The following is a 13521-nucleotide window of genomic DNA, read 5'->3' as shown; positions in this document are numbered from 1 at the left end:
CCGTCGTCAGGGAAGCGAGGGGGGACTTCGTGCTGCTGACGACGAGCACCGCTGGGGGCTGCGTGGTCGCGCGCGCCGAGTTCAGCCGGCGTGCGATCGAACGGGGGGCTCTGTAGTGGCGCAGCTGCACGTCCTCGGCCCGTGGCATGGGCCGGGCGAGGAGAAGACCGCCAAGCGGTTGGAAGCCGGCCTCCCGAACGACTGGGACGTCATCGCCGGCCGCGACATCCCGGGGGGAATGGGCACCGTTGACCTCGACCTGATCGTGGTCGGGCCGCACGCCGTCTTCCTCTGCGAGGAGAAGGCGTGGGGGCGCTATGTCGTCGCCGGTGAGGTCAACTGGTACGTGAACGGCGGTCAACGCCACAACCCGGTCAGCCAGGTCTCCTACGCCTCGAAGGTGCTGGCCGGGCGCCTGAAGTCGCACGTCAAGGGGTGGAAGGACGGGCTGAAGGCGCTGCCGCATGGCGTCCGTCCGGTCTTCGCGCACGTCGTGCTCTCGCACGACTGGCTGGTGCTGGAGAACGCAGCCGACCTCGGTGAGAACGTCGTGCTGCGGCTGGCCGACACGGCCGACACCCTGCGAGCAGTTCACGACGCACTCCCTGACGGGATGGCCGCACACCGGCCTGCGCTCATGGCTTACCTGCTGGGGCTGCCGCAGCGCCGTGACGCGCTGCCACCGAAGCAGATCATGCAGTACGAGGTGCTCGACGCCGCCACCCCGAAGGGCAATGCGATCGTCTTCCCGGCGCGGACTCCCGCCGGTGAGGGGGTCTTCCTCACGTGCGTGCCGATCGACGGCTCCGCCGACCCCGAGCAGGCCCGGCTGCAGGCCACCCGCGAGCACGACGCGCTGGCCGCCCTGGCCGCGGAGGAGCGCACCTGGCGGGTGCAGGGCTGGTTCGACTGGGACGGCTACCGGGTCACCCCGGTGATCGTCGGGATGGACGCCACCAGCCTGCACAGGATCGCCGCGCAGGCGAAGCCCGATCACGACGCCAGCGGGCGCGTCCCCGCCAGGCTCGGTGCCGCCGTCGCGGAGGATGCATTCACCGCACTCGCGGCCGTGCACGCCAAGGGCATCACCCACCGGGCGATCGAGATGCGCACGGTCGAGGTGACGCACACCGGGCGGGTCCGGTTTCGCGACTTCGGCCGCGCGCACCTGCCCACGACGGCGACGATCGCGCCGTCGCTCGACGACGGGGGAACCTCCGCGGCGTTCCGGCCCCCGGGCGTCCCGCTGGAGGCCTACCTCCCCGCCGACGACGTCTACGCAGTCGCGCTCTGCCTCGTGCAGTGGCTGCACGGCGACGCCTCCGACGAGCCCGACCATGACGTGGCCCGTAAGCGTGCGATCGACTACCACGGCGTGGGGCACATACTGGCGCGATGCCTCTCCCCGGACCCGGGGGAGCGGCTGTCGGCGGCCGAAGCCGCCGCCGCGCTGACCCCGCAGCCGCCGGTTTCGCCCACACCGGACCCGGCTCTGACACCTCCCGTGCGCTCCGAGGTGATGGAGGTCGACGCCCTGCTCGAGGGCCGCTACCGGTTGTTGCGGCCGCTCGGGGAGGGTGCATGGGCCGTCACCTGGCTCGCGCACGACGAGCACCTCGACCAGCAGCGCACGTTGAAGCACATGCGGCCCAACCGGGTCGGCCCCGAGCAGGTCCGTGCCGAGTACACGCACGCCGACCGGCTTCGGAGCCGGTACTGCGCCAAGGTCTACGACATGCTCGTCCGGCCCGAGCCGGGCGTCCTGGTGCAGGAGTACGTGCCCGGCCAGAGCCTGCAGCAGGTCGCGGCCTCCAGCCGGCGCCTCGACCAGGAGCAGGCCCGGCGGATCGCGGTCGACGTCCTGCGCGGCCTCGCCGACGCCCACCAGCAGGCGCTCTACCACCGCGATGTCAGCCCGGCGAACATCATCGTCCGCGACGACGGCCGGGCGAAGCTGATCGACTTCGGGCTGGCGTCGCCGGTCGAAGCCGCCCAGTCGGCGGTCGGCTCGCCTCCGTTCACCGCTCCCGAGGTCTGGACGCGGCGGCGCTGGTCGCCCGCGGCCGACATCTACAGCGCCGCGGCGTCGGTGTTGTTCGCGATGCTCGGGCGCTACCCGTACGCCGGACCCGGGATCGACGAACGCGAGATCCTCGTCCAGCCGACCGCCTCCGACGTGCGGCGCTACGGCCGGTCGCTGCTGGCGACCCTCTACAGCGCGGTCGCCGCGGAGCCGAAGGACCGCCCTCAGGACGCTGCCGAGTTCGCCGAGCAGGTGCTCCGGGCCCGCGAGGCGTCGGTCGCGCCCGGCCAGGCCGTCGTGAACCCGACGGTCGCGGCGCTGCGCGGGCTCTACCGGCACAGCGGGATCGGCAACGCCGGCAACCGGGGCATGGACGACGCGTTCGCCCTCGACACCTACCGCCCGACGCTCCTGGACTCCCGGCTGGTCCCGGCCATCCGGGACGGCAAGCTCGACGTCGTCGTACTCAGCGGCAACCCCGGCGACGGCAAGACCTCGTTCCTCGTGCAGGTCGGCGGGGTTCTCGACCGGGCCGGCGCGGTCACACTGCACGCCGACGCCGCCGGCTGGCGCAAGCGCCTCGACGGCCGCACGTTCGTCGCGGTCTACGACGCGTCGGAGTCGCACGGGTCGTTGACGTCCGACGGCCTGCTGCGGGCGGCGCTCGATCCCGCGCCCGACGACGACCCGCAGCGGCGGACCGTGCTGATCGCCGCCAACGACGGGCGGATCGCGCAGTTCTTCGGCGATCACGCAGAGCGCTACCCGGCGCTGGCCGCGGAGCTCGAGCGCCAGCGCACCACCCCTGCCCCGGCTGACGCCCGCACGGTGCTTGTCGACCTCAAGCGCCGTGCGCTGGCGCTGCCCGACCTCGACGGCCCCGCCGTCGGCGCGGACATCCTCACCTCATTGACCGCGTTGCACCGCTGGGAGGTGTGCGGTGGCTGCGCCGCGCGCTCGGCCTGCCCGATCCGGGGCAACGCCGAACGGCTCCGCTCCGAGCGGGCGCGGCGAGCGGTGGCCGAGTTGCTGCTCACCAGCCACCTGCGGCGCAGGCGGCGGGCCACCGTCCGCGACGTCCGCTCCGCGTTCGGGTGGCTGATCACCGGCGACCTGTCGTGTGAGGCGGTGCACGCTGAGATGAAGGCAGGTCAGGACCCTGGTGGCGGCGCGCGTCGGCGCGCGTCGGATCTCGCCTTCGACCCCGAGAGCGGCGACTATCTCGTGCAGGAGTGGTCGGAGCTGGACCCGGCCGGGCTCGCCGCCCCGGCCGCGGCCCGCGCGGCCCGCGGTGATCGCACGCTGCTGCCCGATCTGAGCGCGGTGGGGGAGCAGGAGATGGCACACCTCAAGCGATCGCTGTTCTTCGGCGAATGGGGTGAGGCGCAGGCCCGGCAGGAGGTGCGCAGCTACCGCTACTTCGACGAGTACCTCGCCGCACTGGACGCGCCTGGCGCAGCGTTGCCCCGCATCCTGCTCGGGATGTCGCGGGTGCTCGCCTACGCGGGCTACGAGGACGACACCTGCCTCGCGTTGCGCGACCGGGTGTTCGAGGACGAGGCGGTGCGCGCGATCGTGGTGATCAAGGAGCTGCCGGCGTCGGCGTTCTCGCTGGTGACGACGACGTCGGCGTCCGGGTACGTCGAGTCGTTCCCCGACCAGCTGGAGCTGCGCCATCACAACGGTGCCCGCCTGCGGATCACCCTCGACACGGCCGAGCTCCTGATGCGGGCGGCGGACGGTGAGATCCTCGGCGACTCGGGTTCGGCCGCGTTGCGCCAGGAGATCGAAGGGTTCGGCAACCGGCTGCGGCTGCAGCCGGCGCGCTCCGTCCGCATCGTCGACGGCGCCGGCAGCGCGGTACGCGCCACGATCGACGCCGACGGCCGCATCATGCGGGAGGCCCGATGACCATCACCCTGCCCAAGCCGCTGCGGACCTACCAGTACCGCCCGCTCACGGTCTTCTCGATGCTCGACACCGACACCGATCGCGTGCTTCCGCAGCTGTTCGAGATGTGTGTGAAGGGTGGCCGGTCGAGCCGCTCCAAGACCAACGCCGGCGACTTCGCGGGTTACCGCGACGCCATGCTCGACGGCGGCTGGGTCGTCGGCTTCGCCGCCGACGGCGACCGCGCGCTGCTCGACGGCTGGCTGCGCTCGTGCGTGGTCGACATGGGAACGGTGGGCCGCAGCGGCGCGGGGGAGCAGATGCTCGGCGTTGCGCCGCTCACGCTGGCGGCGTATCGGGCGGGGTTGCCGAAGGATCGGACCCGGCACGCCGGAATTGACGATGCCGTGTACCAGCTCCTACTCGACGCGGCTCAGCGCGGTGCGCCGGGTTCAGCGCGTACCGAGTTGCGTGAGCTGGTGGCCCGGACCCTCGGCCGCGGGCTGGTGATTGGTCCGGAGCCCCGCTGGGAACCTCGGCTGACAGACGTGTCGCAGCTCGACATCGGCGCGCTGCTGGAGTTCCGGTTTCTCGAAGGCGTCGAGATGGGCGACGCCCTGCCGACCAGCACCGAGCCGATGGACAATCCGCTCCCGGCTGTGGCTGCTGATCTGGGCGGCATGCTGCTCGCGCACATCCGGGTGTACGGCGATCGGCTGCCGGTTCCGTCGCTGATGTCGAGCTTCGCCGCGTTGATGGCGGTTGGCCTGTTCGCCTTCAGCCTGCGAGTGTCCGCCGCTGCCCGCGAGCTGCTGCGCACCGGCGAGCTGCCCGCCGATATGCGTCCGGCCAGCCAGAATGGCGCACCGCCGTCGCCCCTGGAGCTGTACTGCGACTTCACCGGCGATCTGGGGTCGGTGTCCGATGGCATGGCGCGGCGCTGCGTGGAGCGTGACCTGGACCGGGTGCGGCTGGCGTTCCGCGACCGCATGACGTTCGTGGTGGTCGATCAGGCGCTGAGCAGGATCCCGGCCGAGCTGGAGCGGCGAGAGGCGCTCTCGCGTCCCGAGCGGCTCGCGCAGCTCGCATCGCTGCGCTCGCACAGGCGGGTGGAGTCCTACGCCGAGGGCCGGATCGACGACCTCGTCGCCGACTCGCTGGGCAGCGAGCAGGTGACCGACCCGGAGCAGGAGTTCCTGCGCGCCACGCAGTCCCGCGACGTCGACGAGCTGAGCAAGCTCCTCGACATCATGGAGTTCGTCAACCAGTCGCGGGCAACCAATAACTCGGTCAAGTGGTTCCGGTCGGTCGGAGGCATCGCCAAGCCGTACGGCGTGCTTCGCGGGACGAGCACGAGCCGCCGCTCGTGGCGCTACGCGCCGGGGGAGGAGCTGCTCACCGCGCTCCTGCTCGCCGTCTTCGTCGACCCGTCCGGCCGCTCGAGCCGGCGCGAGATGGCGCTGCGCGACGTGCTCGACGCGCTGGAACACCGGTTCGGCATCCTCGTCGACCGGCCGCCCGCCTTTCTCGACGGCGCCGAGGCGCGGGCCGCGGCCGCGGCGAACCTCGAGGCGTTCAAGGCCCGGCTCCAGCTGCTCGGCTGCTTCGACAGCCTGTCCGACGACTTCTCCGTGCAGATCGTCCGCCATCCTCTCGGAGACGCCTGATGCCCCCGCTCGCCACGGCCCAGCTCCCCGCAGAGCGAACCACCTCGGCACTGCCCGACCTGGTCGTCGACCGGCTCGCCGACCAGATCGCGGGGTCGGTCCGCGACCACGGCGCGGGCCATTGCGTCCGCGTCGACAGCGTCCAGCGGCGCGACGCGTACGCGCTCGTCCGGGCCCTGCGGAGCAGGCTGTCGGCCGGCGCCGCCGACGTGCACGTCCTGGCTGAGCGGCTCGACGGGCCGGCCCCGTCCGAGGACGGTGACGTGCCGATCCCCGCGGAGCGCGCGGTCGAGCTGCGCAACCGCAAGGAGCGGGCGCTCGTGCTCGTCGTGCCCGTCGGGGCGGGGGCCGCCGCCAGCTCGCTGGACAACAGCTTCGCGCGGACCGACATCGCCGAGCTGCTCGCGCGCGCCGGCGAGGATCTCGTCGCCGCGCTGGAGGACCCCGACCTCGCCTCCGCCGTGCGGCGGCTCGCGCGGGAACTGGGCCGCTCGCGGCCGGTGGAGGCCTGGGCTCGTTACGTCGCGACGGTCGTCGCCGATCCGGGCTGGGACACCGTCGGCGGGTCTTTGTGGATGGTCGGTCTGGTACCGGACCTCGGCGGGCCGCAGCTGGTGGAGCGGCTCGCCCGCAACGCGCGGTGCGTGCGGGCCATCTCCCGCCCGTCCCGTGCCGTCGCCTCCGTCGCGGACCGTCTCACGGCCGCCGAGCTGCAGGAGGGGAAGAGCCGCGACGTCATCGCCCGCTACCTCGCCGACCCCGAGATCGACCTGTCCGACGCACCGGCGTGGGCATCGGGTCTGGGGGCACCGCCACATGCCGGGACACTGACGTTCGAGCACTGGCCGCTCGTCGCGCGGTGCCCGGTCGAGGTCACGAGCCTGCGCATCGACCCGTTCCTCAAGGAGGACGGCACACTGCGTGCCGGCAACCGGCTGAAGCAGGGCGCGGCGGGTGAGCTGCCCTATGCCGAGGCGGGACCGGACACCCCCGCGACGGTGGCGCTGGTGTGGCGCACCGACCCTGTCAACACGGCCGCCGTCGACCGGTGGTTGCTCGAGGCGCTGCCCCCGGAGGACCTTCGCGACGCCGACACCGAGCCGATCGCCCGGCAGCTCGTCAAGGGCGACAAGCGACGCGGCACCGTCCGGATCGAGCTCGGTGAGGACGACCTCGCCGAAGGCGCCCTCCTCGTCGTGCGCCTTACCGCGCTGGACGAGGGCGGCCAGCCGCTCCTGCTCAGCAACAGCGACGAGGCCGTGGAGGAGAGCCAGCAGTTCGCGGTGCGCTGGGAGGCCGAACAGCTCGACACGGGCGGCCGGCGGGCGTCCACGCCGTCACTGGCGCAAGCGCGGCTCGGCGCCGCACTCGACGGACAGGACGACCTCCGCGAGGACGCGCCCGGCTGGAGCGGCGGCGCGTTCTCGCTGCGGCTGGGCGGGCGGCGCACCGTCCAGCTCGCGCTGAGCCCGGCACTGGTGAATCTCCAGCACAGAGCGCTCGATGAGCGTGGTCGCGTCGTGGCCTGGGAAGCCGCAGGACGGCTCGGGGAGGTGCTCGACCCCGCGGCGTGTGAGCCCGTCGTCGGGATGCTGCCCCAGGGCCTGGCCGATCGCAGGCGACGGCTGTTCGAGCGTCTCAGGTCCCGCCGCCCCCGCAGTGTCGTCGAGACCGTCGACTGGGACGAGGAGCTGCGCGAGGAGGCGATGGCGTACTGCCAGAGCTACCGGCGGGCCCTCGACTCCGTGAACGGGGAGGAGGCCCGCAGCGCCCTCCTCGCGATCGACACGCTGACGCTCAACGTGGCGACGGCTGGGCACAGCTCCATCGGTGCGGTTCTCGTCCTGCCCCTGCACCCGATGCGCCTGGCCTGGGCGGCCGAGTACGACGCGACGCTGACGCGGTGGGCGGTCGAGCTGCGCGCGCTCGGGCGCTCGAAGTCCCGCCGCAGGCAGTCCGTCGACGTGAAGCTCGTCGAGCGGGTCACACCGGCCAACCTTCCCTTCGCCGTGCTCGGGGTGGACGGGTCGCCGTTCGTCTACATCCGGGAGGCGACCCTCGGCACGGGCGTCTACCTGGATCCCGGCGAGGCCGAACCCGGCGCCGCGGTGCAGGCCGTGTTCGACGTTCTGGGCCTCGACCGGCGTGACGTCACCCCGGAGATCCCACCGGCGCTGGTCGCCGAGCGCATCGCCGCCTATCGCACCGCTCATCCCGGTCAGGACGCGATGCAGCTGCTGACCTACAACGCCGGCTCCGGGGAACTGCTGGCCCAGGCGCTGCGCGACTCCGTGCTGCGTGAGCCCGAGGGAGACGACGAGCTCGCGGGGGCGCCCGCACGGATCGAGGTGACCGCCTACACCAGCCGCCGCGCGTTCACCGATCCGCTACCGGCCCTCACCGATCTCCAGCGCAGGGTCGCCGGCCAGCAGGTGCGCGGGGCCCGCTCGTATCTCACGCCCCCGCTCGGCCTGAGCGTGCGGTCGCACGAGCGGCTCTCGACCGACCAGCGCGCGGCACATCTCGGAGTGGTGAGTGACCTCGCCACCGTGAAGGCCGGGGCGGACGGCGAGGCCCGCAACGTGGCCGTCCCGGACACCGCCACGTCGTTCCGCAACCTGCTGACGCCGGCCACCAACCAGCGGGTGACCAGCGGCGGAGCCACCTGGCGGACCGCGCCTGCCGTGCGGGTGCGCAGCCGCGACGGCGCCGCTGACGCCGTTGAGGCGCACCGCGCGTACCAGGCTGCGCTGGCCGGTCATCTCGGCCATGCCTCCAACGCGGTCGCGCTCACGGCGGCCCTGGGCCCCGGCGAGCTGACATCGCTGCGCGCTGCCCACGAACGCTCGGACTGGGTGCTGACCCTCGACCGCAACCTCGGGATCGACCACTACAGCGCCGCGCTGGGCGGGGGCTCCGCGCAGCCCTACATCCTCGACTACGCACCCGACTTCCTGGAGGGGTTGGGCCCGCGCCTCACGGTGACCACCACCCATCGCGGTGAGGTGCAGCGCCTCCTCGCCGACGCAATGGACGAGCTGGACCTGGCCGCGGTCGACCAGTCGGTCCGCGTCGTCCTCGACCACCTCCAGGTCGTGTCCGGCCGGCTCGCGCTGCGGCTGATCGGACGGACGAGCCTCGCGACCGAGGCCGTCAGCCTGGCGGCGCTGATGGCCCACCTTCGCCGGCGCGGGGAGCTCGACGGGGCGGTGGTGGTGCCCGTCGATGCGCACCAGGAGGTGTTCGGCAGCAGCGGCGCGGAGGCGGCGGTCCGCCGGTGCGATCTTGTCCTCGTCCGGACCACCGCGCGGACCATGCGGCTGGACTGCATCGAGGTGAAGTCCCGTCGCGCCAGCACGATCCCGGCGGCACTGGTAGACGAGATGGTCGAGCAGTTGGACTCGACCGTGACGATGCTGCGCGACACCTTCTTCCGCCTCGACCCGCCCCGCATCGACGCCGAGCTGCAACGGGCCCGGCTCGGGGGCATCCTCCGCCACCACGCCGACCGTGCACTGGCCATGGGGTTGCTCGACGACCAGAAGCGCGCCGATTTCGAGAAGCTCGTGGAGCGGGTGGAGGATGGCGCCCTCGTCCCGGAGATCGGCAGGCGCGGCTACGTCGTCAGCCTGGGTGGGTCCGCCGGGCTTCCTACGCAACATCGTGGCGTCCGAATCGAGGTGCTCACGGCGGCTGATCTCGACGCGGTGGGTATCGAGCAGAGCACCCGCGCCGATTCCGCGTCGGCGTCGGCGTCGGCGTCTGAGAACGTCCAGCCCGTCGCGCTGCCGGCTCCCACTGCTCCGCCCGCACCGGTCTCCGAGACGCTCGCGACCCCGCCGTTCGCTGAGCCGGCTCCGGCCCCTGTGGAGCCGCCTGTTCCTGATGTTCCGGTTTCGCGCCCGGCGACCCCGGACGGCGGGCCGCAGGTCGTGGAGGTGCACCTCGGCCAGGACGCCCACGCGGCCGACGTCTCATGGCGGATCAGCACCGACGGAAGCCCACACCTGTTCGTGCTCGGCATCCCCGGCCAGGGCAAGTCGGTCACGACCCGACGGATCCTGGACTCCTTTGCCGCGCAGGGCCTGCCGGCGCTCGTGATCGACTTCCACGGCGACATGGCCGCTGCCCCGGCCGGCGGAGCTGCTGTGCTCGACGCCACCCAGGGGCTGCCGATCTCGCCGTTCGAGACCCGCGAGGTGCACACCCGATATGCGGAGGCGGCCTGGGAGCTGTCCGAGGTGATCGGCTATGTCTGCAGCCTGGGCGAGATCCAGCGCAACGTCGTGTACGAGGGGATCCGCGAGCTGTACCGCCAGCACGGGTTCGGGGCACCGGGCGGGCCGACCGGGCTGCCCACCATGGACCAGCTGGCTGAGGCGGTGTCGGCAGCGGAGGGCAGCGGCCGTGGCCGCAACGTCGCCGCACGCCTGCGTCCGTTGAGCGACTTCGGACTCTTCGTGCCTTCGACCGACGAGCGGGGGTTCGGCGACCTCTTGCGCCAAGGGATGGTCGTCGACGTGCACGGCTTGATGGAGCAGGTCCAGCTCGCCGCCGGCGCGTTCCTGCTGCGCAAGGTGTATCGCGAGATGTTCGGCTGGGGCCAGACCAAGCAGCTCCGGCTGGCCGTCGTCCTCGACGAGGCGCATCGCCTGGCGCGTGACGTCACGCTTCCCAAGATCATGAAGGAGGGTCGGAAGTACGGTGTCGCCGTCGTCGTGGCAAGCCAGGGCGTCGACGACTTCCACAAGGACGTTCTCGCCAACGCCGGTACGAAGGTCGCCTTCCGCTGCAACTTCCCGCAGAGCCGCACCGTCGCCGGGTTCCTGCGCGGCCGGGCCGGTCAGGACATGTCGGTCGCGCTGGAGAAGCTCGGCGTCGGGCAGGCCTACGTGTCGACTCCCGATCAGGCCGAAGCCCGGAAGGTCTTCATGGCGAAGGACTGAGCCCAGAGGATGCGTCCAGGTTCCGGAGCGTTTTCGTATCCATTGCTGGATCGGGCGGCGCTACCGGCTCGGGCTTGCTCGTCCGATTGTTCAGCTGCGATCTTCGTGAGATCACCACATCGTGTGCAGCCAAGTCGGCCCGGGCGAGGCCGCCGACGGATAGGGGAGGCTCGGAGTGGGTGGCGAGGCTGACGGGCGGAGGTACTCCACGCGCTTCACGTGGGATGCGGTCGATCGGTCGTTGATCCGGTCACTGCTTGTGGCCGTCTACCAATCAAATGGTGGGGGAGAGGACCTTGCGGCGCTGCGGGGCCTGGCCGAAGAGCAGCTCCCGACGTTGGCGGGCAAGGTGCTGGGGTCCCCGCCCGCGATGCGGCACATGGATGTCCTCATTGACCCCCTGCGGTCAGGATGGTTGCCACAGCTCGACAACCAGCGCCTCGACGAGCTGGTCAACCACGTCCAGCACAACCTCACCGGGGATGCGCGCGACGTACGACTGCGGACGAAGCAACAGCGCATCGCGTTCGTCCGCGAGCGCCGCAAGACCCACAACCTGAAGCTGTTGGTGCGGAACGCGTTCGTCTCGGCACACCGGCGCTGGCTACCGGCGCAGACTATCGCGGCGCCGCCCGTACCCGCGGACTCCGCACAGTGGACATTGCTCGGTGAGGGCCGCCGGGACACCAATGACGCTTACCCGCACCAGCTGCAGGCATGGACCAGCCTGGACCGGATGGCGCGCGCTCGTCGCGCCGCCGACCGCAGCGGGCTGCTCGTGTTGCCCACCGGGGCGGGGAAGACCTACACCTTGGTGCGGTGGCTGCTCGAACGGATGGACGAAGACCGCGAACTCACCGTGTTATGGATCGCCGACCGGCAGGAGTTGGTCGAGCAGGCGGCCTTCTCGTTCGCGAAGGTCGCCGCGTCGCGACCGCGCGGCTTCAGCCGCACCCTGCGGCGCATCCACAACGGCGCCAGCCCGGCGACCACGCTGGCCGACGAGGACCTTGACGTCGCGATAGTGACCCGGCAGAGCCTCCGCGGGCGGCTCGACGAGGCGGCCAAGAAGCGGCTCCGACGATTCTTCGGAGCCCGCCCCGCAGTGGTGGTGGTTGACGAGGCCCACCACGCTGTCGCACCGACATACGAGGACCTGCTGGACTACATACAGCAGGTCACCGATCCGCTCCTCGTGGGGCTCACCGCGACGCCATGGCCGAGCGGTTACGGGGCAACGGAGCGGTTGCGCAAGCGGTTCCCGCAGACCATCGCCACTGCAGAGGTGGGCGAGCTGATCCGCAGCGGGGTGCTCGCCCGACCCGTCCACCACACGGTCGAAACCGGTGAGCACGTCGAGCTCAGCGAGGCCGAGCGCAGGCAGCTCGGCGGCCCCGATTTGCCCGCGAGCGTGCTGCGCCGATTCGACAACGAGCGCCGCAACGAGGCCGTCGTCCAAGCGTGGCTGGATCGGCCTGCCGAGTGGGGCAAGACCCTGGTGTTCGCCGTCGACATCGAGCACGCCGACCGGCTGTCCGCGCGGTTCCGCGAGCGAGACGTGAACGCCCTTGTGGTGCACAGCCGGGCGGAGATGTCGCGCGTGGACGTGCTGAAGCAGTTCCGCGCGGCCACTGGCCCCACCGTGCTGGTCAGCGTGGGCATGCTCACCGAGGGGGTCGATCTGCCCGACGCCCGGACCGCAATACTGGCCCGCCCCACGACCAGCCGCATCCTGCTGCGGCAGATGATCGGACGAGTGCTGCGGGGCCCGCTCAGCGGTGGCGACCCGGCCGCTCACATCGTCGACATGCGCGACCATTGGGACGACGATGTGGACGTCCTGGCGCCGGTCGAAATCCCGATGGACGGGGAGCAGGAGGGCGAGTCTCTGCCCGGCGAACGCCCACACCTCCTGCCGCGGGTGATCGACGAGCTCACGGGCGGACCGGTCTCCGAGGACGTGCTGTACCGGGTGCTGCGCGGCTACCGCGAGCGGATCCGCGGCCAGAGCGGCTTGCCGGCCATGACCAGCGCTACCCTCGTCGGCTTCTTCCGGCTGGACGATCTCAGTCCGCCGGTCTTCGACCACACCAGGAGCCGCTACGACGAGCTGATCCGTGCCGAGCTGCACGGCAAGCCGTTGGGCGTGCGCGGCCCCCTCGACCTGTTCGACGACCTACCGGTGCCCCGGCCGCTGCGCCGCGACGTCGAGGCGGTCGTGGATTTCATTCGGGCCCAGCGGATCGAGCCGCCCTTCGAGCCGCTGCGCGCGGTCTTCAGCGTGCGCGCCCTCGCCCGCGAGCTGGGGGCGCAGCCGATGACACCCTCCGAACAGTCGGATTGGCTGCGAAAGCGGTTCGAGTCCAGCCTGGCCCGATCGATGTTTCCGGGCTTTCATGCCTTCTACGAGGCGGTCCACCAAGAGCTGTTCTCACTCGGCCTGCCCGACGCCCACGGCCGCTTCAACCCGGAGGACCCGAGGAGACGGTCCGGCGCATCCCGGCCGCAGGCAAAGCTTCGTCACTCCGATCGGGACCTGGGTGAACTGCTCGGCAGGGTGAAGGCCCACGCGCGGTCACTGCTCGCGGCAGACGACCCGCACTACCTCGATCTCCTAGCGACCCCATTGCAAGTGGACTGGACGCGGAACCCGACGAACACGGTCTTCGCCTACTGGGCCCCGCGGATCAGCGGCCCGCGGCGCGGCACACCCCAGATCTGGGTGAACCGGCTCCTGTCCGCGCCCCAAACCCAGATTCCTGACGAGAACCTGGAGTACCTGCTATGGCACGAAGTCCTGCACCACCTGCTGCCGCGACAGGGCCACGACGCGGAGTTCCGGCGCCTGGAAGCGATGTGGCCGAACTCCGAGCAACATGATCACTTCCTCGACACCCTCGCCGAACGCTACGACCTCAGCGCGGCAGGGTGACCGAAGGGGTCAACGCACCTCCGCGTTCGGGGTTCGGGCCTATGCGACAGAACGACTGAACGA

At 71.6% G+C, this 13521-nt stretch carries 4 protein-coding genes; all 4 read left to right on the top strand.

Annotation, left to right across the window (positions count from 1 at the left end):
• Positions 1–115: 115 nt before the first annotated feature.
• The 4 genes from ABD143_RS21880 to ABD143_RS21865 all read left to right on the top strand — a co-directional run bounded on the left by ABD143_RS21880 (position 116) and on the right by ABD143_RS21865 (position 13458).
• The gene (locus tag ABD143_RS21880) at positions 116–3934 is read left to right on the top strand and encodes a protein kinase domain-containing protein (protein ID WP_343981450.1); all 3819 of its coding nucleotides are present in this window, start codon (positions 116–118) and stop codon (positions 3932–3934) included.
• Positions 3931–5580, top strand: coding sequence for a methylation-associated defense system protein MAD7 (gene mads7, locus ABD143_RS21875; protein WP_343981446.1), 1650 nt, complete (start codon positions 3931–3933; stop codon positions 5578–5580). Before ABD143_RS21880 ends, mads7 begins: the two co-directional genes overlap by 4 nt.
• Positions 5580–10526, top strand: coding sequence for a helicase HerA domain-containing protein (locus ABD143_RS21870; RefSeq protein ID WP_343981444.1), 4947 nt, complete (start codon positions 5580–5582; stop codon positions 10524–10526). The genes mads7 and ABD143_RS21870 overlap by 1 nt, the downstream gene beginning before the upstream one ends.
• 259 nt (positions 10527–10785) lie before the next feature.
• Positions 10786–13458: a DEAD/DEAH box helicase gene (locus ABD143_RS21865; RefSeq protein ID WP_343981442.1), complete on the top strand. Its 2673-nt coding sequence runs from the start codon at positions 10786–10788 to the stop codon at positions 13456–13458.
• Positions 13459–13521: the final 63 nt, after the last annotated feature.

Origin of the sequence: Pseudonocardia aurantiaca, from assembly GCF_039526725.1 — a bacterium.
GTDB classification, from domain to species: domain Bacteria; phylum Actinomycetota; class Actinomycetes; order Mycobacteriales; family Pseudonocardiaceae; genus Pseudonocardia; species Pseudonocardia aurantiaca.
This window is presented reverse-complemented; position numbering and strand designations above follow the sequence as displayed.

What these genes read in the sequence shown, in the direction of transcription:
- ABD143_RS21870 (WP_343981444.1), top strand. Translation starts at nt 5,580, where the DNA reads ATGCCCCCGCTCGCCACGGCCCAGCTCCCCGCAGAGCGAACCACCTCG.
- mads7 (WP_343981446.1), top strand. Translation starts at nt 3,931, where the DNA reads ATGACCATCACCCTGCCCAAGCCGCTGCGGACCTACCAGTACCGCCCG.